We start from the raw sequence: 22,533 nt of genomic DNA on the forward strand, positions 1-22,533 counted from the left end.
GTAAAGCTTAATGCTCAGCAATGATCTGACGCGTGAGTTCTTTCACATCAATGGCTGTATCCTCATTAATTACATCATCTAGCATAACATTTTTAAAATAGCCAACACTCGTAGGTAGCGGCAGGCCGAGCAGTTTAGTCAAAGCAATTCGATACATAACAACAAACTCCTTGTCGGTATTCCCGCGTTTTAACTCTGCAAAAGCTTCGTAAAATTGATCGAGTTTATCTGCCATCTCCAGCAAACGTCCTTCAATCGTTGCGTCTTTTCCTTCTTTCATACGGTCGAAAAAGACATCGCGGAATTCTTCTGGAATCTCACGAAGGATAAATTTCTCCATCATGCCTTCCTCCACTTTCGCAATCATTTCTTTTAATTCGGGAGATGCGTATTTGACAGGTGTTTTAATATCACCAATAAACACCTCTGCGAAATCGTGATTGATTGTTTTCTCATACAATGATTTCCAATCAATTTCTTGACCGGAACGTTCTTCGATTGTTGCAAAAAACATAGCATACTGACTGACTTTCCAGGAATGTGCTGCAACATTATGTTCTTCAAACTTAAACATTCCAGGTGCCCGAATAATTCGTTCCAAATCATTCAATGAAGTAAAAAAACGATGAATTCCCATAAAAACGCCTCCTCTAAAAACAACTATATAGGTTGAACTAATGATTGCCACTTGTCGATATTCCGCAAACCAGCCTTCTTGCCAGAGCCATGCCCAAAGCGATGTAGAAAAGTCGCGTTCTTTCATTTAACAGGGATGAATTCCTATACATAGGTAATTTTCCTATCTTCAGCATACACGATTTTTAGTATAATAAAAATGATACTGAAAAAGCACGACAAAGGAGAAAAAAAGCATGACGGGTAAAACACATATTATCGGTGGCATAACAGCAAGTCTTGCTTTTGCACAAATTACGAACTATGAACCAGTTCTTTTAGTAGGAGCAGGTGTGCTTGGGGCAGTGATTCCAGACATTTGTCATGGCGGGAGCAAAATCGGACGAAGCCTGCCTGTTCTTTCAAAAATAATCAATGGTCTTTTTGGTCACCGTACATTTACGCATAGTTTATTGTTTCTGGCACTAATCGCATGGTTACTAAGCAAATTCATGCCGGTTGAAGCTATTTCAGCAGGATTGTTAGTAGGAATGATCAGTCATATTGTATTGGATATGGCAACGAAAAGAGGCGTTAAATTCTTTTTTCCATTCAAGTGGACGGTTCGTTTTCCAATAACCGCTACTACAGGAGGCGCTTCTGAATCTTTGGTTTTCGCTCTTCTGTCTCTTCTGACGGTGTACTTTGGATACGGTGTTCTTTTTGCGCTCTAAGTGTTTCACTTTTAGGCCTTAGGGATATAAAAGCAAAAACTGGTAGCAATATAGGAGTTGAGGGAAGACGATTTTAAATCGTCTTCTCTTTTTTGGAATTTTTTAGCGGAAAATAGAGTTATCTTAGTTTTTAACCTTGTTTCTATTGATAGAAAACTATACAATTACAGGAATAAATATTCAACAAATTCTGAAAAAAATGGAGGGATTGTATGATTGCTGCAACATGGAATTGGATGTGGGAAAAGCATGATCAGGCCAAAGATACATTTCGTCTTTTTACCAACCCAGGAGCAGGTATTCCTGATGATCGTGACCGGGCAGAAGATGCCGGATCTTACGATGAACGTAAGAAAAACCGCAGCTATAATACACCTCAGTTAATTGGCTTGTTTCTCGGTCCGCTGCTATTTCTTTTAACTTTGCTTTTTTTTAATCCTGAAGGACTACCGCCTGAAGCGAGAGCGATACTGGCTAGTACTATTTGGATTGCGACTTGGTGGATTACGGAAGCTATTCCGATTCCCGCAACATCGCTTCTGCCCATTATTCTTTTTCCAATGACCAACGGGCTTGATGTAAGCGCTACAACTTCGGCATATGGCAATGATACAATTTTTCTTTTCATGGGTGGCTTTATGATTGCTTTGACAATGGAAAAATGGGATTTGCATAAGCGAATTGCCTTAACGATTATTTCAGTCATTGGTACAAACACAGAACGCATCATTCTTGGCTTTATGGTGGCTACTGGTTTCTTATCCATGTGGATTTCCAATACAGCGACGGCCATGATGATGGTACCCATCGGTTTGGCCATTATCTATCAAGTATCAGAAGCGCTGAAAGATGACGCTTCAATTGATACCTCAAAAGAAAATTTTGGTTTTGGTAAAGCACTGATGCTTGGAATTGCTTATTCTGCTTCACTTGGCGGGATTGCGACATTAATCGGAACGCCACCAAATACACTTTTAGCAGGGGCAATCAATGAAATTTACGGGATTGAGATTACTTTTGCTCAGTGGATGCTATTTGGTGTACCACTGGCGTGGATTTTTATTTTAGTTGCTTGGGTTTATCTAGTGAAAGTGGCTTATCCGCAAAAGTTGAAGCATTTACCAGGAGGAAGCGAAGTAATCCGCCAACAGAAAAAAGACTTAGGCGTAGCTTCTTATGAAGAAAAAGCAGTCTTTGTGGTTTTCGTAGCAGTAGCGCTTGCTTGGATTAGTCGTTCGTTTGTTCTCGATGCTTTTGCACCCAACCTGGAAATGACAGATGCGATGGTCGGTTTAATCGCCGCAATGATTTTGTTCATTATTCCATCCAAGAATAGAAAAGGTGATAATTTGTTAGACTGGGCGACAGCAGTCAAGTTGCCTTGGGGCATTTTGTTGTTATTTGGTGGAGGGTTAGCTATCGCTGCTGGATTTACCAATTCAGGTCTTTCTGAATGGATTGGAAACCAATTGATTGGACTGCAAGGTGTGAATGTTTTAGTCATTGTGTTGGTCGTAGCGGCTCTTGTGTTATTCCTGACTGAGATCACTTCAAACACGGCGACGGCTTCGATGATGTTCCCAATTATGGCATCACTTTCAGTAGCTCTTAGCATTCATCCGTATGCATTGATGGTCACTGCGGCCGTTGCAGCATCTTGTGCATTTATGTTGCCAGTTGCAACACCACCGAACGCAGTCGTTTTTGGCTCCGGCTATTTGAAGATTTCAGATATGGCTAAAGCTGGACTTGCGCTTAATATCTTTGGCATTTTCTTTGTTGGACTCGCCGTATTCTATTTCTTGCCGCTGGTTTGGGGCATTGACTTACTAACGATTCCAGATGAATTTCTAAAATAGCATTATTCATAGTAAAAGCAGGCTTACCTTCCGGTAGAGCCTGCTTTTTTTCTGTAAAATGCAACAGCTGCTATGTAAAGAAGTGGCAAAATGGCGGTAAAAAGAACAAGACCTGTCCAACCACCAGAGGTCCATAAAGGACTTAATAGGGAACTTCCGGCTGCGACACCCGTGTAGTAAGCTACTAAATACAAACTAGAAGCACTGCCTTTATGGTGAGTTGCTTGTTGACTTACAGAAGCAGCAGTTAAAGAGTGAGAGGTAAAAAATCCAAGGCAAGTTACGCAAAGGCCGACAACAATCATCCAAAGGTATGGACTAAGTGTCATAAAAATTCCAACTGATAAAATAAACACGCCTGCTAAACGAACATTGCGCAAGCCAAACTTTTCAGCAACTCGACCAGCTATTGGTGAACCGATAACACCAATCCCATACGCAAAAAACAAATAGGATATGGCCTGTAGCGACATTGTAAAGGGAGGCGCCTCTAAATAAAAAGGTAAGTACGTCCAAATACCCGTAAAGGAAATTTGCAAAATTGTACCAAGACCGAAGACGATGAGTAGTGCAGGATTTTTTAAGTGAAACAAGAAGCCTTCTATATCTTTTGCAAAGCTTACTTGGCTAGAGTTAAAATTTCGTGATGGCGGCAGTAAATAAAGGACAACAACGAATATGAAAAGTCCCGTCACGGCAAAAGCATAAAAGGAAATTTGCCACGAGAAATGGTCAGTTAGGAAGCCCGTTAAAAACCGTCCCAACATCCCGCCGAGCGCGTTACTAGAAATATAAAGAGCAGTGGCATAGGCAATATTTTTTCTATCGATTTCCTCGCTGATATAAGCAAGTGCTGCAGCAGGAACACCTGCCAGCGCAAAGCCTTGGATAAAACGAAGAATTAGCAGGATAGAAAATGAATCGGTCAAAGGAATGACGAAAAAAGGAATGGCTGAACCGAGTAAAGAATAAATGATATACGATTTTCTACCGTTACGATCAGAAAAAAATCCGAGAATAATGAGTCCAAGTATTAAGCCGATAATGGTTAGTGATAAAGACAAGCTAGCCGTAGAGACCGGAACTTGAAATTCTTCTACAAAAACCGGAAGCAAGGGCTGTACAGCGTACATGTTCGCAAAAATAAATAAAGAAGCAAACAGAAGACTGAGGATGATTTTCCAAAACTGACGGTCTTTAACAGTATAGCGTTGCGAATCCATAGGTCACGTCCAATCGATACTCACTTTTTTGTCTTAAGTAAATCAAAGAAATGACTTAAGAGTGAAGAGGCTTCATTGTTTTCTATTCTACATAAGTTTATCGAAAGATTTTACTTTTTCAGTTAGATAGATGTGAAAGTTGATATTTCACAACGAGAGCGAGGAGGAGAAATAGAGACTTTACGTTAAATTTCAACAAAATAAACAATTACAAAAGTAAACTTTCTCATCATAATGGAACAAAAAACCCGCATGCACAAAGGCAGCGGGAAAATTTTATAGTTTATTGAAGAAAGAAAGAACTTGTTTTTTTGTAGGTTCTTGCAAACGGTAGCGCAATTCTTTGTTCTGGGTATTAACGATATGATAGGCCGGATTTTCAGCAACTGTGAATTTCCAATGGGGTTTGGTATTTTTCTTTTTAATTTGAAGTTCAGGAAGCATCATCTTTTTAGTGAAGCTTTCAAGTTTCGCCATTAAAAAGGTATCCATGTACCGTACGAGCAAAAAGCCTTGTTGACGTTCCGGATCGAACTTCGCCAAATTGAATTCACTGACGTCAAATCCCTTTTCATATCGCTGAACAGACGGGGACAGTACAAAACAATCTTCATTCATAAAGATAGTTGAGTTTCCTTGTTGTTTCAGCCCTAATTCTTCAACCAGAAAATCCTTGTTGACGAGACTCATTTCGCGTGCAGTAGCCATGTGATTCCTCCTAATATAACTCGTTGTTCTTCTATTATAACACTATTTAGCCATTTAAGGGACCTTAACGAATTTTCCGTTGATTTTGAGTCTAAGAGAGTGCAAAGGCTCAGGGCTATCGATTTAAAGGGATAAAGAGCGGTACTAAAAGTCAAGCCAGAGCAGGACGAAAAAACTAGAAAAGTGAATAGTGTTACAATCTTAATATGTCATAAGTTGTCTGAATTTTATCCTCGTAAAAGACAAAAAGGATAAAAGAGTGAATTTTCTGTTATATTTATAGTAAATGATAAACAGAGGAAGGAGCGATTGAGATGTGTGGAAGATACTCGCTGTTCACTGATTACGCAGTATTAATTGAGCGTTTTACTATTGAAACGTCAAAAATTGATCAACATAGCTATTCAAAAAGCTATAATGTAGCACCTTCGCAACAAGTCCTATCAATCATCAATGATGGAGACAAAAATCGCCTTGGTGAACTCCGCTGGGGGCTGATTCCTTCATGGGCAAAAGACGCGAAAATTGGTTATAAGATGATCAATGCCCGGGCAGAAACGGTAGCGGAAAAACCTAGTTTTCGCAATGCTTTTAAAAAAAGACGCTGTTTGGTAGTGGCAGATTCCTTTTATGAATGGCAGCGCGCGGGCGCAGAAAAAATTCCAATGCGAATCAAATTAAAAACTGGAGAACCTTTTGCTTTTGCAGCTATTTGGGAATCGTGGACAGGACCTGATAACAAAACCATCAATAGCTGCTCGATCATAACGACAAGTTCAAATGCTTTAATGGAATCTATTCATGATCGAATGCCTGTTATTTTATCAAAAGAAGACGAAAAAACTTGGTTAGACCCACATGTGGAAGATATTGAGATATTAAAGAACTTGTTGAAACCTTACCGAGCTGAAGATATGGAGGCGTACCGTGTCTCTGAAGAGGTCAATTCTCCGAAGAACAATAAACCCGAATTGATTGAAAAAGTTGGCTGAATCAGGGAACCTTTACTGATCCAACTAGTCAAAGGGGGAATAACAATGAAGAGTGGCTTGGTATTAGAAGGTGGCGGAATGCGCGGCGTTTATACTGGGGGAGTGCTTGAAAAGCTACTAGAAGAAGAAATTTTTGTGGATTACGTCATTGGGGTCTCGGCAGGTGCTTGCCATGCATCTTCTTACGTCTCTAGACAAACCGGTCGTAACCGGGAAGTGACCATTGGCTATGTGAACCACCCCGAATATATTTCAATTAAGAACTTGCTGACTAAACGTGAGCTTTTTGGCATGGATCTGATTTTTGATAAAATTCCAAACAGTTTAGTGCCTTTCGATTACGACGGGTTTTACACTTCAACAGAAGAATTTGTAGTAGGTACCACAGATTGTCAGACAGGAAAAGCGGTATATTTTGAAAAGCAACGTCGACCCGAAGATGTGTTGACAATCGTCAGAGCTTCTAGTTCTTTGCCTTTAATGTCGCAGCCAGTAAAGTTTGACGGTAAACTATTGATGGACGGCGGTATTGCGGACCCACTTCCAATTCGTAAAGCACTATCAGATGGGGTGACCAAACCAATCATTATCTTAACTAGAGAAAAGGGCTATCGAAAAAAAAGAGTCGATTTGCGAGAATTCTACCATCGTTTGTCCGCAAGTATCCTGCTATTGCAAAGACAATGGAAAATCGGCACCTGTATTATAACGAAACGATGGAATTTATTGAGAAGTTGGAAAGTGAAGGTTTGGCTTTAGTCATCAGACCCTTTAACTTGTATAAGATCAAAGGCATCGAACGAGATCCTAAAAAGCTCGAAATTTTGTACAATCAAGGCTATCAAGATGCGACTGACAAATTCAATGAAATACTTTCTTTTCTTCAAAAATAACTTTTGCAATTTTGGAAAACACATCGTGGTAAAATTAGTTGAGGTGATTGATTTATGATTTGCAAACTAAATCATCAAGATGAACAAATTGCTAAAAATATTCAGCAAATCCAACAGCAGGCTTACCGTATAGAAGCTGAAATGATGGGCTTTTATGGAATTCCACAGCTCCATGAACCAATTTTGGAAATCCAACACAGTACGGAAATATTTATCGGATTCAACGAAGAGCAATTACAAGGAGTCATTTCTTATCAGGTCGAAGAAGGACTGATCGATATCCACCGGCTAGTTGTTGCCCCTTGTTATTTCCGAAAGGGTGTTGCTAAACAATTAATCGAATATGTATTGAGAAACTACCGGGGATACGAATTCATCGTTAGTACCGGTACTGCAAACAAACCGGCAATTGCTCTTTATCAAGCGTTTGGTTTTCAAGAAAAACGGCTAATTGAAGTAGCACCCGGTATTTATTGCACACAATTTAGCTTGAGCAATTAAATCCAAAAATACGATAATCAAATTCTAAAATAAAAGCTTGAGGTGTATTTATGAGATTAGATGACATTGATCGAAAGATATTGGCGTTACTGACCGGCAATGGCCGGATGTCATACGTAGATATCGGTAAAGAATTAAATTTATCCCGTGTTGCGATTCGTGAAAGGGTTCACCAGTTAACGGAGGCGGGAGTTATCGAAAGTTTTACAGTGGTAATCAATAGTGAAAAAGTCGGTAAAAAAGTTTCTGGATTTTTTGAAGTAGACTGCGAACCGGCTTCTTTGGTGGAAGTCGCTCAAGCTTTAGCAGACAATCCAAGTGTCGCGAGTTGCTATCAGATGACAGGACCATCCACTCTTCATATGCATGTGCTAGTTGACGATTTTGCTGGCCTTGAAAAATTCATTAACGAAGAACTATATGCGCTCGAAGGAATCACGCGAGTCGAAAGTCATATTCTCCTCCGACGATTTAAAAGTCGTACAGGAATGAAATTATAAAAGCCTGCAGCTTAAAAAGCTGCAGGCTTTTATAATTTCAAATTTCATAACATCTAGTGAATGTGCAAATAGTATGTAAGTTGAATGAAAGAAATCGACTTTTCTACACCGCTTCGGCCGCTTTGGGCATGTCTCTCGTAAGAAGCCGGGCAAAGTTCACCAGTCTTCTTACTTCGCCCAGCCTGTGGACCCGAAACCACAGCTGTTTTGTGGAATACCGAAAAATGGACATGATTAGTTCAACCTATAAAGTTTTTTTTACTTAAAGTAAGGTTAAAACAGATTATATCGAACTTTACGAAAGCATAAATATTAAAAAAACATATTTTCGTAATTTAGATGTAGCTTTTTGAACAGTCTTGCCCTATAATCAAAATTATCAAATTATTTCTTTTGGGAATCAATTTATAATAAATGCTTAACAAATGATTGGAGGGGTAAGATTGATTGCTTTAATAATACGCAGAACTTTGCAATTGCTGTTCCTGTTGCTCGGTATTTCATTTCTTGTATTTTCTTCAATGTATATTGCTCCGGGAGATCCGGCTGCTGTGATTGGGGGGCCAACAGCTACAGAATCAGATATTACAGCAATTCGAGATAACCTCGGATTGAATGATCCTTTTCTTACTCAATATGTAAGATATGTGGGGAACGCAGTTCAAGGAGATTTTGGGTATTCTTATCAAACTACCCAACCAGTAGCAGATGCAATAATGATTAGATTTCCCAACACCTTGAAATTAGCAATTGCCAGCATGATTGTAGCGGTAATCATCGGAGTCTTGACCGGCCTAATTTCTGCATTAAAACAAAATTCTTGGTTGGATATCTCCGCAACAACCTTTGCACTAGCTGGGATTTCGATTCCGAATTTCTGGTTAGGTGCTCTATTGATTTTAGTATTTGCTGTAAATCTTCAGTGGTTACCAGTTGGGGGAATGTCCAATCCCTTCTATACAATCGATGGTATTAAAGAATTAATTTTGCCTGCAATCACTCTCGGAACGGGTTCTGCGGCTATGATTGCACGAATGACTAGATCTTCTATGCTCGAGGTAATTCGTGCTGACTATGTTCGCACGGCACGAGCAAAAGGGGTTAAAGAAAGAAATGTGATATGGATTCATACGTTAAAAAATGCCATGATTCCAATCATCACTGTTATTGGCTTGAATTTTGGTCTCCTTCTGGGTGGAACAATCATTACTGAAAAAGTGTTTGCTATTAATGGTGTTGGACGTTTAATGATTGATGCCATTGCAGCCCGCGATTTTCCAATGGTGCAAGGTTCTGTTTTACTCGTAGCAACTTTGTTTGTAGTAGTAAATTTAATCGTGGATATCGTGTATACGTATATCGATCCACGTATCAAGTACGAGTAGAAGGGAGCGTGGAACCATGACCACAGTTCAAGCAGTGGAATTGAAACCTAAAAAAAGAGAAAAGTATTATGTAACAACGATCAGACGATTGCTTAAGAATAAATTAGCTGTCGTAGGGTTAATCATTGTCATTTTACAAATATTAATAGCGATTTTCGCGCCATTTATTACAATTCACGATCCTATCAAACAAAATCTAGCAACCAGTGAAATGCCTGTTTTCAGTGAAGGACATTGGCTTGGAACAGATAATTACGGACGTGATGTATGGAGTCGAATTGTCTATGGAGCTCGTATTTCTTTAGTAGTGGGAAGTGTGGCTGTCACTTTGGGACTTGTCGGTGGAATTATTTTAGGAATGTTGGCAGGTTATTACCGGAAAATGGATGCTGTCATCATGCGCTTTGTAGATTTACTGTTTTCGTTTCCCGGAATTCTGTTGGCTATGCTAATTATTGCAATTCTTGGTACAAGCCTAGTAAATGTAGCAATTGCGATTAGTATCTGGTCGATACCTACTTGTGCTCGTATTGTCAGAGGTTCAGTACTATCAATAAAAGAAAAAGAATATATCATGGCTATGCGTTCAATGGGAGCATCGGATCTTCGCATTATGACTCGTCATATTTTGCCGAATGCTTCAGCACCAATTATCGTTTTTGCTACTATGCGAATGGCTACAGCGATCTTATCGACAGCTGCTCTTAGTTATTTAGGACTCGGTGCTCAGCCGCCAACACCTGAGTGGGGAGCAATGATTTCGCAAGGACAAGATTTTATGTGGTCATCACCTCATTTAACTATTGTACCTGGAATTGCTATCATGTTGACCGTCTTTGCTTTTAACGTATTGGGCGATGGTCTTCGCGATGCGCTTGATCCAAACATGGATTTACAACAATAAAACATATAGGAGGAATTTATTCAATGAAGAAAAACTGGCTACTTTTATTAACATTAATCGGGTTACTAATTTTGAGTGCTTGTTCAGAAAGTACAATTCCAGAAGATACAGAAGGTAGTGAAGGTTCAACTTCTTCAGAAGCTGTAGAACAAGAAGTAATTTATGCTTCTACTACAGATGCAGTCGGGCTTTCACCAACGTTGACAAATGATTCGGTATCTTCAAGTGTCATGTCTCAGGTTTATGAAAACTTGTTTGAACGCAATCCTGAAACAATGGAACTTGAGCCGAAATTGGCTGAGTCCTATGAAAATACCGATGAATTAACTTGGGTCATTAAGTTAAAAGAGGGCATTAAATTTCAAGACGGTACACCATTTAATGCGGAAGCAGTAAAGTATACATTTGAAAAATTAGTCGATCCAGCTACTGCAGCACCACGGGCTTCTCTACTGGAGCCAATTGATACGGTTACAGCAGTTGACGAGACAACTGTAGAAATTAAGACGAAATATCCATACGGACCTTTGTTAGCTGCCTTATCTCACTCAAATGCAGCGATTATTTCTCCTACTGCTGATGAAGCACAGGATTTGATGCAAAACCCAGTAGGCACAGGTCCTTTCAAATTTGGAAGTTGGAGCCAAGGAGATCAAATCGTGTTGGAAAAGAACGAAGATTATTGGGATGGAGCTCCTGACCTAGATAGAGTGACATATAAAGTTGTACCTGAAATTTCAACAGCTATTTCTATGCTGCAAACTGGTGAAGTAAACTTTATCGATGCTTTGCCATCAGAGCAATTGTCACGTGTTGAATCTTTAGACAATGTGGAAGTTACGAAAAAGGAAGGAACGCCTGTTTATTACTTAACATTTAATCATTCGAAAGAACGCAATAAAAACCCGAATTTCCGTAAAGCGGTAGCAAGTGCAGTAGACCGTGATGCTTTCGTTGAAAAATTGAATGGTCTCGGTGTTAGAAGTGATAGCATTCTTGGACCTCAAGTATTTGGTTATGAAGAATCAGCAGACAGCGGTGGAACAGCCTACGATCCAGAAGCAGCTAAAAAACTGGTGAAGGAAAATGGATTTGGTGATGAACCGATTAAATTACTTGCGGCTAATCGCGACAACTTTATTTTAATGGCTGAAATTGTACAATCTCAATTGACAGAGGCAGGATTCAATGTAGAAATTGAAACAATGGAATGGGCTACTTTTCTTGATACAGCAAGAGCAGGGGAATATGATTTAACATTCCTAAGTTGGTCCAATGTGACAAGTGATGGTTCCGAAATGTTCTACCCGAACTTCCATTCTGATAATGTGGGTGCTTCGAACCGTGCACAGTACAGCAATCCGGAATTTGACAAACTTGTCGAAGCTTCTCGTACAACAGTTGATCAAGAAGAACGTAAAAACTACTTGGCACAAGCAAACCAATTGATGCTTGATGAAGATGCAGCTATTGTGATGTATCACGGCGTAGTGACTGCTGCTACGGATCAATCGATTCAAGGACTTCAACTCGATCCAAATGGCCAATGGTTCTTACAAAAAGTAACAAGAGAGTAGGGTAAGTATGGCAGAGACATTACTTGAAGTGAAGAATTTAGTGACATCATTTCGTACAGCGGAAGGTTCATTACAAGCAGTTAGAGATGTCTCTTTCCATGTAGATAAAGGAGAAACCTTATGTATAGTTGGAGAATCAGGATGCGGTAAAAGTATTACTTCGCTATCTGTGATGCGACTGTTGCCTTCAAACGGCACTATTGAAAGTGGAGAGATTCTACTAGATGGTGAGCCTCTCGAAAAACTTTCACATGAACAGATGCGTAAACTTCGAGGTAATAAGATGTCAATGATTTTCCAAGAACCGATGACCGCATTGAATCCAGTGCTAACAATCGGCTACCAATTACGTGAACCTTTACTTTTGCATCATAAATTATCGAAAAGCGAAGCCAGTAAACAAAGCATCGAATTGCTGAAGCAAGTTGGAATTCCAAGTGCTGAAAAACGGTTGAATCAATATCCTCACGAATTAAGTGGAGGGATGAGACAGCGTGTCATGATTGCGATGGCACTTGCTTGTCATCCGAGTTTACTAATTGCTGATGAGCCGACAACGGCTTTAGACGTAACGATTCAGGCACAAATTTTAGATTTAATCAAAGATTTAAAAGATAAATTAAATATGGGGGTGTTGATGATCACCCACGATATGGGTGTTGTAGCAGAAGTTGCCGATCGAGTTATGGTCATGTATGCAGGGAAAAAGATAGAAGAAGGACCAGTACGTGAAATTTTTGAAAATCCACAGCATCCCTATACAATTGGTTTATTGAATTCAGTGCCAAATGTAGATGATCCAGAATTTGAATTAGAACCGATTCCTGGGAATATGCCAGGGTTAAATGAAAAAATAACGGGCTGCCGCTTTCACCCACGCTGTATGTTTGCTATGGATAAATGTAAAACAGACGTACCTCCAGAGTTCAATGCAGGAAAAGGTCATCATGCAAGCTGTTGGCTGTTAGACAAGGAGGTGGAATTTGTTGACAACAATCAAAGAAAAATCACCCTCGAAGTCTGAAATTTTACTAGAATTAGATGGAGTAAAAAAATACTTTCCGATTAAAGGTGGTATATTGAAAAGAGTCATAGGGAATGTCAAAGCGGTGGAATCAGTTTCCTTAAAACTCTATAAAGGTGAAAGTCTTGGAGTCGTAGGAGAGTCAGGATGCGGCAAGTCGACTCTCGGCAGAACAATTTTGGGACTTGAAGAACTTACTGATGGGAAAATTTTCTTTAATAAGCAGGAGATTCAAGATTTAAAGCGAAAAGAGAAGAAGAAGTTTGTTAAGGAAATGCAGATGATTTTTCAAGACCCTTACGCATCCTTAAATCCTCGTCAGCGAATCGGTCACGCATTGGATGAAGTATTCAAGATGCATACGAATATGCCTTTGCAAGAAAGAAGGGGTGCAGTGGAGGATTTATTGAAGGAAGTGGGACTGAAATCAGAGCATTATGATCGTTATCCGCACGAATTCAGTGGAGGGCAACGACAACGCATTGGAATCGCGAGGGCAATTGCCTTGAATCCCCAGTTTATCATTTGTGATGAAGCTGTTTCAGCGTTGGATGTGTCCGTACAGGCCCAGGTATTAAAGCTTTTGAAAACCTTGCAGGAAAAGTACGATCTTTCTTATTTATTCATTTCACATGATCTAGGAGTAGTTCGTTATTTTTGTGATCGCGTATTGGTCATGTATTTGGGTCATACAGTAGAGATGAGTGATGTTGCTAACATTTTTAAGAATCCACTTCATCCCTATACTCAAGCTTTATTGTCTGCAATTCCAAGGCCGTCAGTAGATGCGAAAAAAGATCGAGTGCGTTTGGTGGGAGATATGCCAAATCCATCAAATCCACCTTCAGGTTGTCCATTCCATACGCGTTGTCCTATCGTACAAGAAAGATGTAAAGTAGAAAAACCAGCCTTTATTGAACATGAAAAAGATCATTTTGCAGCTTGCCATTTTGCCGGATAATCAATAAGCCGAATGCGGAAGCGTTTCCGCATCCGGCTTTTATACTGACAGGAGGAGTTTTTATGGACTATTTACACAACCCATTTACAGCACAAAGACATACCGTATTTTCAAAAAAAGGCATGGTGGTTACGTCGCAGCCATTGGCGTCGCAAGCAGGCATTGAAATTATGCAAAATGGAGGTAATGCCATCGATGCAGCAATTGCCACAGCAGCGGCTTTAACGGTTGTTGAGCCGACCTCAAATGGTATCGGTGGGGATGCCTTTGCGCTTGTCTGGGTCAAAGACAAGTTGCACGGCTTAAACAGTTCGGGTCCCGCACCAAAAAGTATTTCTCCTGAAGCGGTCAAAGCTTTAGGGTATGAGAAAATGCCGACGCACGGTTTAGTGCCTGTGACAGTTCCTGGAGTTCCAGCTGCATGGGCTGAATTATCGAAGAAGTTTGGTAAGTTGTCTCTAGCAGAAGCTTTAAAACCAGCAATCCGTTACGCAGAAGAAGGTTATCCATTAACACCGATTCTGGGTAAATATTGGCAAGCAGCCTACGCTAAATACAAAGATTCGTTTACAAGCGAAGAATACCAAGGATGGTTTGATACGTTTGCACCAAACGGCAGAGCACCTGAAATTGGAGAAATGTGGTCATCTCCTGGGCATGCCAAAACATTAGTAGAAATTGGTCAAACCGATTCACGTTCTTTTTATGAAGGAGCAATTGCAGAAAAAATAGATGCTTTCATGAAAAAACATGATGGGTTCTTATCTAAAGAAGACTTGGTAGCGTTTGAACCCGAGTGGGTAGAGCCCATTTCAACTGAATACCGTGGTTACGAAGTGTGGGAAATCCCACCAAATGGACAAGGCATGGTTGCTCTTATGGCCTTAAACATATTCAAAGAATTAGCACCACCGAAATGGCAGTCTGCTGAAACTTTTCATGAACAAATCGAAGCGATGAAGCTGGCGTTTACAGATGGTAAAGCGTTTATCACAGAGCCAGAAAATATGCCAGTCAGCACGGAGCATCTATTGTCTCAAGAATATGCGGCAGCTCGGGCTAAAACGATTAATGAAACTGCTGCGGATCCTGTACCATACGAATTGCCTAAAGGCGGTACAGTTTATTTATCTACTGCAGATGAAGAAGGCAATATGGTTTCTTATATCCAAAGCAACTACATGGGTTTTGGTTCAGGAATTGTTATTCCAGAAACAGGCATTGGGTTACAAAACCGTGGAGCGGATTTTTCATTAGATGCAGAACATCCGAATGTATTGGCTGGAGGAAAACGAACATTCCATACGATCATTCCAGGATTTCTTACGAAAAACAAAAAAGCAGTCGGTCCTTTCGGAGTGATGGGTGGCTATATGCAACCTCAAGGACATTTCCAAGTGATTACGAACACCATTGATTATTTAATGAACCCACAAGCAGCACTCGATGCACCAAGGTGGCAATGGATTGAAGGCAAGACCGTTCTTGTTGAGCCGGACTTCCCTAACTATTTGGCACAAGGCTTAACACGAAAAGGCCATCATATCCAAGTAGCAACAGACAGTGGCAGTTTTGGAAGAGGACAAATCATTTGGCGCAATCCTGAGACCGGCGTATTATCCGGGGGCACTGAATCGCGTACAGATGGGGCGGTGGCTGTTTGGTAGGCGTCAAGAAAGTGGAGAAGCAGCAAGTCCAGCGTTCCCACTTGAAAATCAATAAGGACCTTTTTTTCGCATTTTTCCGCGTAGGTCTTCTCGGATTTGGTGGTGGACCTGCTGCTATTCCTCTTTTTCATCGTGAAGCTGTTGTCAATTACAACTGGATGACAGAAGACGAGTTCGGAGATACTTTAGCGTTGGGAAATACGATGCCAGGACCTATTGCGACGAAAATGGCAGGCTATATCGGTTATCGTGTTAATGGGATAATGGGTTGTCTTGTCGCACTGGCTGCGTCAGTCATTCCGACAGTTATCTTAATGATTGTTTTGTTGGGCATTTTACAAAAATACAAAGATCTTGAATGGGTCAATAGCATGTCAGCCGCAGTGGTTCCAGTCGTAGGCGTTATGTTGGCGGTAATGACGTGGGATTTCTTTCAGAAGTCAGGAAAAGCTTTAGGGTTAGGACGTGCCATTCTATTCACAGCGATTGCCATTATTTTACTAGAACTAATGGGAATCCATCCGGCGATTGTCATCGTAGGCATTTTGATTGTTTCCTTCACTTCATTTAAGAAGGGAGTCGGACCGAAATGATTTACTGGTCTATCTTTTTAGCATTTTTTATCCCCGGTATTTTAGGCTATGGCGGGGGGCCGGCCTCAATTCCGCTTGTGGAAAAAGAAGTAGTAGATCACTACGGCTGGATGACCACCCAAGAGTTTGGAGAAGTTCTCGCTTTGGGAAATGCTTTGCCAGGTCCCATCGCAACGAAAATGGCGGGATATATTGGTTATATGGAAGGCGGCATCCTTGGCTCTATTGTTGCTTTAGTTGCTTCAGTGGCGCCGTCACTTATTTTAATGGTGCTGTTGATGGTCACTCTTTTAAAGTACAAAGATTCACCAAAAGTCCAAAACATCACCAAATTAGTTCGCCCTGTAATTGCTGTCTTGTTGGGTGCCATGACATTGCAGTTTTTTATGACATCTATTCATACATCAGGAACTGTACAGACTGTTATTCTAGTGGTCGTTAGCTACTGGTTGTTAGAAATGAGAAAAGTTCATCCAGCCTTCGTTATAGTAATGGCACTCGGTTATGGTGCGGTGTCTGGGATCCTTTAGTTTTGTGTTTTCGAAAAAAATAAGCACACGAAGTCATCCGATTAGGGGTGGCTTTTTTTATGTGGTGAAAAAGACAGGCATTATGATTTACTTTTAATTCAAGAACGTATATTGTAGACAACAAGGATAATTATTGTCTACAATTGAAAGAGGGTGATTTGGGTGCACATGAAACCAGGTGTAGAACAATCCGTATATGCCGTTCTTCTATTAAATATGTTGCCTGATAAAGCGGTGCTACCAGGAGAAGCGATTAGTCATCAACTAGGAACTTCGCCAACTTATTTTCAAAAGCTTTTGAGGAAATTGGTCAGTGCGGGCTTAATCACTTCTGTACCAGGAGTTAAAGGCGGCTTTAAATTAAACAAAAATCCTGAAGACATTAGCGTATTTAATATATATGTAGCCATTGAAGGACAACAATCGCTTTATTCACCAAGTGGGGTGTTAGGAGATTTGCTGGAACTTGAAGAGCCTGAGCGGTGCTGCTTGCTGACAGATTTAATGATCCAAGCAGAAAATGCGTGGCGCGACCGGATGGAACAAGAAACAATTGCTTCTCTTTCCGAAAAGATGAAAGAACAACAGTTTCAAGAAAAAACGAAAAAACTGACCGATTGGCTGTCTCAAAAATTAGTCGGTTAAAAGCGAAAAGAGGAATAATGATGATTGATAGTTTACCACGTATTAACCAGTTAGCAAAAAAAGCGCGAGAAGAAGGACTGACCAATGCAGAAAAAGTAGAACAACAAGTATTGCGTGAAGACTATTTGCGTTCAATTCGTGGGCAAGTAGAATCAACTGTCACTAGTATGACGGTTATCGATCCACTTGGTGAAGACGTTACTCCTGAAAAAGTACGAACAAAAAAAGAAAATAATCTAATCATAGAAAGTTTAAACTAGAGAGGAAGAACAAGATGAACGATTATTTAGTGAGAGCATTGGCCTATGATGGACAAGTGCGAGCGTACGCTGCCTGGACGACAGAAACTGTAGCGGAGGCCCAGCGTCGCCATTATACATGGCCGACTGCATCTGCAGCACTTGGAAGATCCATGACGGCAAGCGTAATGCTAGGCGCCATGATGAAAGGCGAAGAAAAGTTGACGATCCGTATTAACGGTGGAGGCCCAATTGGCACTATTTTAGTGGATGCCAATGCGAAAGGCGAAGTTCGAGGCTATGTGAGCAATCCGTTAACTCATTTTGATTTGAACGAACAAGGAAAACTTGATGTCAAAAGAGCAGTCGGTACAGAAGGAACGTTAGCAGTTTCCAGAGATATTGGGTTGCTTCAACCGTTTGTTGGACAAGTTCCGATCGTGTCAGGTGAGTTAGGTGAGGATTTTACGCATTACATTACAACCTCTGAACAAATTCCGTCTTCTGTAGGAGTTGGTGTAATTGTGAATCCTGACAACACGATTCAGGCTTCAGGTGGGTTTATCATTCAATTACTACCTGGTACAGAAGAAAGTATTATTGAAGACATTGAAGCGCGTCTAAAAGTAATTCCGACAATCTCAAATATGGTGCGCCAAGGTCTATCACCGGAAGATATTTTAGATGAAGTGCTGGGGAACGGAAACGTTAAAGTACTAGACGAAATGCCTGTGAAGTTTCAGTGCCAATGTTCAAGAGATCGTATTTCTAACGCGATTCAAGGACTTGGTGTTGCCGAAATTGAAGACATGATTGTGACAGACGGCAAAGCAGAAGCACAATGCCATTTTTGTAATGAAAACTATCTGTTCTCGAAAGAGAATTTGGAAGATATGTTGAAAACAGAAGCATAAGTAGAACGAGAGGTCCACGCACGTTGTTGCGATGGACCTTTTTTATTGGAATGATAAAAAAGGTATGTTATTATTATCTTGAATTCGAGATATATATTGATGCAATAAAAAGTAGAAGCAATTGGAGGTTATTAGAAGATGAAACATATTTTTAAACAAGGCACGAATCTATCAAAATCAACCTTACTTATGCTCCATGGAACGGGTGGAAATGAAACGGATTTATTAGCTATTGCGGCTCATATCGATCCGGAAGCATCTGTGTTGAGCGTTCGTGGAAATGTCTCTGAGAACGGCATGCCACGGTTTTTTAAACGCCTATCAGAAGGTATATTCGATATGGAAGATTTAAAATTCCGTACGGAAGAGCTGTATAACTTTATTGGTCAAGCAGCGGAGGAACATGGCTTTGACCGCACACAAGTTGTTGCAATTGGCTATTCGAACGGAGCCAATATTGCAGCTAATTTACTGTTCACGTATACTGGCGCATTAAAGGGAGCTATTCTTCATCATCCAATGGTTCCAAATCGTCATACAGATTTACCTGATTTGGCGAATACTCCTGTATTTATCGCAGCGGGTACAAACGATCCGATTTGCCCAGCAGAAGAATCAATAGACCTTGAAAAATTATTAAGCAATGCCGGTGCAGAAGTAGAATTGCATTGGGAAAATTTCGGTCATCAATTGACGATGCCAGAAGTAGAAGCTGCGAAAAACTGGTATGATAAGTTATAAAAGGAACCTTCCTCGAGAAATTGAGGAAGGTTTTGTTGGTTTTGATGCCATTCACAAAGCTTCTCGTTACGATAGGGTGCGAGTTTTTGACAAAGGCTGTGGGTTTCCTTCATGATAAGAGAAAAGAAAGCTTAGGAGGAAAGAGATGCAAAATAATCCGCATATTCGAGAACAACTAGAGGCTTGGGTAGAAGAAAATAGAGGCCATGCGATATTAGGAAATACTGCACAATACATCCCGGCACTTGGAAAAGAGGATCCGAGTCAGCTTGGAATTTGTATGGTGGACGACAATGGAAATTATTATTGCGCAGGCGATACGGACAAAGAATTCACTTTACAGAGCATTTCAAAAGCGTTGACATTTATCGCACTCAGCTGCAACTACGGATTGGATTTCGTATTAGAACGAGTGGATGTAGAACCAACAGGAGAAGCGTTTAATTCCATTATTCCGTTTGAAATTCATCGACCAAACAAGCCGTTTAATCCTTTTATCAATGCTGGAGCCATCACTATTTCGGCATTGCTGCCAGGACAAACGAGTCAGAAAAAATATGAATTTCTGCTCCATTTTCTAGAAGAATTAGTCGGACATCCATTGGAGCTTGATAAAGAAGTCTATGATTCGGAATGGGCATCCTCACATCGCAACAGGGCGCTTGCTTATTATTTGAAAGAAGCAAAATTCTTAGAAATTGAAGTAGAAGAAGCACTAGATATTTACATTCGTCAATGCGCAATTAAGGTGAGTACGAAAGATTTGGCGTTAATCGGTTTGATCATCGCCTATGATGGTTTTAATCCCATTACAAAAGTAAAACATTTTTCAGAAGAAATCGCTCAAGTTGCCAAAGTACTCATGGTGACATGTGGCATGTATAATTCCTCTGGAAACTTTGCAGCTCATGTTGGCATTCCAGCTAAAAGCGGTGTGTCAGGTGGCATTATGGCCGCAGTGCCACCGAAACTCCATTCGCAAACTTATGAGTTTCGGGCAGGTGCGGGCATCGGTGTTTATGGTCCCGCCATTGATGTGCAAGGGAACAGTGCAGCAGGCACGATGATGCTGCGTCAAATTTCGAAAGAATGGGATTTGAGTATTTTTTAATAGTACCCCGCAAGCTGTCATAAGCTTGTGGGATTTTTTTTGTAAAAAATTTGTATGAATGTGTTTTAAAAAGCGAGACAGGGTAATAGGAGAATGAATAACAAAAGCAGAAGGAGTGGCAAAATGACAAAACAACCTGAAGTGAACAAAAACAGCAAAGATGAGCAACTTGAGCAGTACCGAGTAGATGATTCTGGCAAAAGCCTAACAACCAATCAAGGGTTGAAAATGGCTGAGGATGAATTTTCGTTAAAGGCTGGTGAACGTGGTCCTACCTTGTTGGAAGATTTTCATTTTCGGGAAAAAATGACTCATTTTGATCACGAACGTATTCCAGAGCGAGTCGTTCATGCCAGAGGATATGCTGCACATGGTGTATTTGAAACATATGATTCTTTAGAGCATTTAACGAAAGCAAAATTTTTATCTGAAAAAGGGAAAAAGACACCCGTATTCGTGCGCTTTTCTACTGTTGCCGGATCAAAAGGGTCTGCTGAGACCGTACGAGATTTGCGCGGTTTTGCTACGAAATTTTATACTGAAGAAGGAAATTACGATCTAGTTGGAAATAATGTACCGGTATTCTTTATTCAAGATGCCATCAAATTTCCAGATTTTGTTCACGCAGTAAAACCAGAGCCACACAATGAGATGCCGCAAGCTGCAAGTGCCCATGATACGTTGTGGGATTTTGTCATTAACAACCAGGAAACTGCACATACGATGATGTGGTTAATGTCAGACCGTGCAATCCCCCGCAGTTTTCGAATGATGGACGGTTTTGGCGTACATGCTTTCCGTTTCATCAATGCAGAGGGCAAATCACATTTCGTTAAGTTTAGCTGGAAGTCTACGCTGGGTACCCATTCACTTGTGTGGGATGAAGCGCAGAAAATTTCTGGAAAAGACCCAGATTTCAATCGCCGCGATTTATACGATTCAATTGAACAAGGAGATTTTCCAGAATGGGAATTGGGCGTTCAAATTGTCGCGGAAGAAGATGAGTATAAATTCGACTTTGATTTACTAGATGCGACTAAACTATGGCCGCAAGAAGAAATTCCAATGCAGATGGTCGGCAAAATGACCTTGAATCGCAACGTGGATAATGTCTTTGCCGAAACAGAACAAGTAGCTTTCCACCCAGGACATGTGGTACCTGGAATCGACTTTTCTAACGATCCCTTGCTTCAAGGGCGTTTATTTTCTTATACCGATACGCAATTACTGCGCTTAAACGGTCCGAATTTCCATGAACTGCCGATTAATCGACCAGTATGTCCGTTTCATAACAATCAGCGAGACGGTTTTGGCCGGCAATCGATCAATAAAGGACGAGTCGCTTATCAAAAAAGTTCATTTACCAATAATACACCAGCTCCTGTAAGTGAGGCTGAAGGCGGCTATTCTCATTACCAAGAGAAAATGGAAGGGCGTAAAGTTCGTGCCCGTAGTGAAAGTTTTAAAGACCATTTTTCACAAGCTACGATGTTTTGGAACAGCATGACAGAACCGGAACGAAAGCATATTATCGAGGCCTTCAGCTTTGAGCTTGGGAAGTGTCAAGAAATTTGGATTCGTGAAGGAGCCATTGAAATGTTTGCAAATGTTAACTTGGAAATGGCACAAGCTATAGCTAAAAATATCGGAGTGACGCCTCCAACAACGGGTGGTTCAGCTGTCACCAAAGTTTCGCCCGCATTAAGTATAGACAATACGATTAAATCGGCTGCTACCCGTAAAGTGGGTGTATTGGTCGATACAGGTTTTAACGATGCCGAAGTGCTGAAGATTCTTGAAAAACTCAAAACTGAAGGCGTACAGTATGAAGTTGTTAGTGAAATGCAAGGCAAGCTAGAAGGTTCAAGTGGCAAAAAACTGGAAGTTGATCATACCTTCACGACGACTGACCCAGTGCTCTATGATGCCATTTATGCGGTTGGTGGACCGGATGTCAGCAAGAAATTCGCTAAAGAAGCGGCACGTTTCATCGGTGAAGCATTCGACCATTACAAACCGATTGGCGCTACGCATGATGGTCAAAAATGGCTTGAAACAGCAGGGATCGAGAGCCAGCCTGGTATAGTAGGAGGCGATCATTCTCGTTTTGCACAAGCATTCATAGAAGCAATTGCAGCCCACCGTCACTGGGATAGACAGGTCGAATAAAGAGTTAAAAACGAATTTTAATTTTTAAAAGGTTTAAGAAAATGAAGG

The 22,533-nt window shown here is 40.7% G+C and carries 22 protein-coding genes and 1 pseudogene; 20 read left to right on the plus strand and 3 right to left on the minus strand.

The features are described 5' to 3' along the window. Positions 1-7 precede the first annotated feature (7 nt). Positions 8-637, minus strand: a complete 630-nt coding sequence (locus AUO94_RS11295; protein ID WP_058384309.1) for an HD domain-containing protein — start codon at positions 635-637, stop codon at positions 8-10. A 235-nt stretch (positions 638-872) separates the two neighbouring features. Here AUO94_RS11295 and AUO94_RS11300 point away from each other — a divergent pair, with 235 nt between their 5' ends. Together AUO94_RS11300 and AUO94_RS11305 are read left to right on the plus strand one after the other, a co-directional pair. After that, on the plus strand, positions 873-1,349 hold the full coding sequence (locus AUO94_RS11300; protein ID WP_058384310.1) for a metal-dependent hydrolase: 477 nt from the start codon (positions 873-875) through the stop codon (positions 1,347-1,349). Between the two features lie 212 nt (positions 1,350-1,561). Next, positions 1,562-3,208: an SLC13 family permease gene (locus AUO94_RS11305; RefSeq protein ID WP_058384311.1), complete on the plus strand. Its 1,647-nt coding sequence runs from the start codon at positions 1,562-1,564 to the stop codon at positions 3,206-3,208. A 23-nt stretch (positions 3,209-3,231) separates the two neighbouring features. Here AUO94_RS11305 and AUO94_RS11310 read toward each other — a convergent pair whose 3' ends face one another. Beyond that, positions 3,232-4,431, minus strand: coding sequence for an MFS transporter (locus AUO94_RS11310; protein WP_058384312.1), 1,200 nt, complete (start codon positions 4,429-4,431; stop codon positions 3,232-3,234). A gap of 276 nt (positions 4,432-4,707) precedes the next feature. Beyond that, entirely contained in the window at positions 4,708-5,139 is a 432-nt protein-coding gene (locus tag AUO94_RS11315) for a hypothetical protein (protein WP_058384313.1), read from the minus strand. Between the two features lie 314 nt (positions 5,140-5,453). On the opposite strand from AUO94_RS11315, the gene AUO94_RS11320 reads away from it, so the two are divergent. From AUO94_RS11320 to AUO94_RS11405, 18 genes and pseudogenes are all read left to right on the plus strand, one after another. After that, positions 5,454-6,131: an SOS response-associated peptidase gene (locus AUO94_RS11320; protein WP_058384314.1), complete on the plus strand. Its 678-nt coding sequence runs from the start codon at positions 5,454-5,456 to the stop codon at positions 6,129-6,131. Positions 6,132-6,170: 39 nt separating this feature from the next. After that, positions 6,171-7,024 (plus strand): annotated as a pseudogene (locus AUO94_RS11325) (patatin-like phospholipase family protein). Positions 7,025-7,078: 54 nt separating this feature from the next. Then, positions 7,079-7,525 (plus strand): GNAT family N-acetyltransferase, encoded by a 447-nt coding sequence (locus AUO94_RS11330; protein WP_058384315.1) that lies wholly within the window; start codon positions 7,079-7,081, stop codon positions 7,523-7,525. A 50-nt stretch (positions 7,526-7,575) separates the two neighbouring features. After that, positions 7,576-8,025 (plus strand): Lrp/AsnC family transcriptional regulator, encoded by a 450-nt coding sequence (locus tag AUO94_RS11335; RefSeq protein ID WP_058384316.1) that lies wholly within the window; start codon positions 7,576-7,578, stop codon positions 8,023-8,025. Between the two features lie 443 nt (positions 8,026-8,468). Further along, positions 8,469-9,410: a nickel ABC transporter permease gene (gene nikB / locus AUO94_RS11340; RefSeq protein ID WP_058384317.1), complete on the plus strand. Its 942-nt coding sequence runs from the start codon at positions 8,469-8,471 to the stop codon at positions 9,408-9,410. Between the two features lie 16 nt (positions 9,411-9,426). After that, positions 9,427-10,314: an ABC transporter permease gene (locus AUO94_RS11345; RefSeq protein WP_058384318.1), complete on the plus strand. Its 888-nt coding sequence runs from the start codon at positions 9,427-9,429 to the stop codon at positions 10,312-10,314. Between the two features lie 23 nt (positions 10,315-10,337). Next, positions 10,338-11,891, plus strand: coding sequence for an ABC transporter substrate-binding protein (locus AUO94_RS11350; RefSeq protein ID WP_058384319.1), 1,554 nt, complete (start codon positions 10,338-10,340; stop codon positions 11,889-11,891). A 7-nt stretch (positions 11,892-11,898) separates the two neighbouring features. Continuing rightward, complete coding sequence (locus AUO94_RS11355) at positions 11,899-12,915, plus strand: ABC transporter ATP-binding protein (protein ID WP_058384320.1); 1,017 nt, start codon at positions 11,899-11,901, stop codon at positions 12,913-12,915. After that, positions 12,878-13,876: an ABC transporter ATP-binding protein gene (locus AUO94_RS11360; protein ID WP_058386836.1), complete on the plus strand. Its 999-nt coding sequence runs from the start codon at positions 12,878-12,880 to the stop codon at positions 13,874-13,876. The genes AUO94_RS11355 and AUO94_RS11360 overlap by 38 nt, the downstream gene beginning before the upstream one ends. Positions 13,877-13,938: 62 nt before the next feature. Beyond that, positions 13,939-15,543 carry a gamma-glutamyltransferase family protein gene (locus AUO94_RS11365; RefSeq protein WP_058384321.1) on the plus strand — a complete coding sequence of 535 codons (1,605 nt, stop codon included), beginning with the start codon at positions 13,939-13,941 and terminating at the stop codon, positions 15,541-15,543. An 11-nt stretch (positions 15,544-15,554) separates the two neighbouring features. Then, positions 15,555-16,136 (plus strand): chromate transporter, encoded by a 582-nt coding sequence (locus AUO94_RS11370; protein ID WP_058386837.1) that lies wholly within the window; start codon positions 15,555-15,557, stop codon positions 16,134-16,136. Further along, complete coding sequence (locus AUO94_RS11375; protein WP_058384322.1) at positions 16,133-16,666, plus strand: chromate transporter; 534 nt, start codon at positions 16,133-16,135, stop codon at positions 16,664-16,666. Before AUO94_RS11370 ends, AUO94_RS11375 begins: the two co-directional genes overlap by 4 nt. 162 nt (positions 16,667-16,828) lie before the next feature. After that, positions 16,829-17,311: an RrF2 family transcriptional regulator gene (locus tag AUO94_RS11380; protein WP_058384323.1), complete on the plus strand. Its 483-nt coding sequence runs from the start codon at positions 16,829-16,831 to the stop codon at positions 17,309-17,311. Positions 17,312-17,331: 20 nt separating this feature from the next. Beyond that, a complete protein-coding gene (locus AUO94_RS11385; protein ID WP_058384324.1) occupies positions 17,332-17,571 on the plus strand; it encodes a DUF896 domain-containing protein in 240 nt (79 codons plus the stop codon). A gap of 14 nt (positions 17,572-17,585) precedes the next feature. Continuing rightward, entirely contained in the window at positions 17,586-18,464 is an 879-nt protein-coding gene (gene hslO / locus AUO94_RS11390; protein WP_058384325.1) for an Hsp33 family molecular chaperone HslO, read from the plus strand. 138 nt (positions 18,465-18,602) lie between these two features. Then, on the plus strand, positions 18,603-19,205 hold the full coding sequence (locus tag AUO94_RS11395; RefSeq protein ID WP_058384326.1) for an alpha/beta hydrolase: 603 nt from the start codon (positions 18,603-18,605) through the stop codon (positions 19,203-19,205). Between the two features lie 145 nt (positions 19,206-19,350). Next, positions 19,351-20,316 (plus strand): glutaminase, encoded by a 966-nt coding sequence (locus AUO94_RS11400; RefSeq protein WP_058384327.1) that lies wholly within the window; start codon positions 19,351-19,353, stop codon positions 20,314-20,316. A 123-nt stretch (positions 20,317-20,439) separates the two neighbouring features. Continuing rightward, on the plus strand, positions 20,440-22,485 hold the full coding sequence (locus tag AUO94_RS11405) for a catalase (protein WP_058384328.1): 2,046 nt from the start codon (positions 20,440-20,442) through the stop codon (positions 22,483-22,485). Positions 22,486-22,533 lie beyond the last annotated feature (48 nt).

This window comes from Planococcus kocurii (assembly GCF_001465835.2).
Classification (GTDB): Bacteria; Bacillota; Bacilli; order Bacillales_A; family Planococcaceae; genus Planococcus; species Planococcus kocurii.

Coding starts and splice junctions, on each gene's coding strand:
- hslO (WP_058384325.1), top strand. CDS start 17,586: ATGAACGATTATTTAGTGAGAGCATTGGCCTATGATGGACAAGTGCGA.
- AUO94_RS11365 (WP_058384321.1), top strand. CDS start 13,939: ATGGACTATTTACACAACCCATTTACAGCACAAAGACATACCGTATTT.
- AUO94_RS11315 (WP_058384313.1), bottom strand. CDS start 5,139: ATGGCTACTGCACGCGAAATGAGTCTCGTCAACAAGGATTTTCTGGTT.
- AUO94_RS11305 (WP_058384311.1), top strand. CDS start 1,562: ATGATTGCTGCAACATGGAATTGGATGTGGGAAAAGCATGATCAGGCC.
- AUO94_RS11385 (WP_058384324.1), top strand. CDS start 17,332: ATGATTGATAGTTTACCACGTATTAACCAGTTAGCAAAAAAAGCGCGA.
- AUO94_RS11355 (WP_058384320.1), top strand. CDS start 11,899: ATGGCAGAGACATTACTTGAAGTGAAGAATTTAGTGACATCATTTCGT.
- AUO94_RS11375 (WP_058384322.1), top strand. CDS start 16,133: ATGATTTACTGGTCTATCTTTTTAGCATTTTTTATCCCCGGTATTTTA.
- AUO94_RS11330 (WP_058384315.1), top strand. CDS start 7,079: ATGATTTGCAAACTAAATCATCAAGATGAACAAATTGCTAAAAATATT.
- AUO94_RS11405 (WP_058384328.1), top strand. CDS start 20,440: ATGACAAAACAACCTGAAGTGAACAAAAACAGCAAAGATGAGCAACTT.
- AUO94_RS11400 (WP_058384327.1), top strand. CDS start 19,351: ATGCAAAATAATCCGCATATTCGAGAACAACTAGAGGCTTGGGTAGAA.
- AUO94_RS11350 (WP_058384319.1), top strand. CDS start 10,338: ATGAAGAAAAACTGGCTACTTTTATTAACATTAATCGGGTTACTAATT.
- AUO94_RS11320 (WP_058384314.1), top strand. CDS start 5,454: ATGTGTGGAAGATACTCGCTGTTCACTGATTACGCAGTATTAATTGAG.
- AUO94_RS11310 (WP_058384312.1), bottom strand. CDS start 4,431: ATGGATTCGCAACGCTATACTGTTAAAGACCGTCAGTTTTGGAAAATC.
- AUO94_RS11345 (WP_058384318.1), top strand. CDS start 9,427: ATGACCACAGTTCAAGCAGTGGAATTGAAACCTAAAAAAAGAGAAAAG.
- AUO94_RS11295 (WP_058384309.1), bottom strand. CDS start 637: ATGGGAATTCATCGTTTTTTTACTTCATTGAATGATTTGGAACGAATT.
- AUO94_RS11300 (WP_058384310.1), top strand. CDS start 873: ATGACGGGTAAAACACATATTATCGGTGGCATAACAGCAAGTCTTGCT.
- AUO94_RS11395 (WP_058384326.1), top strand. CDS start 18,603: ATGAAACATATTTTTAAACAAGGCACGAATCTATCAAAATCAACCTTA.
- AUO94_RS11335 (WP_058384316.1), top strand. CDS start 7,576: ATGAGATTAGATGACATTGATCGAAAGATATTGGCGTTACTGACCGGC.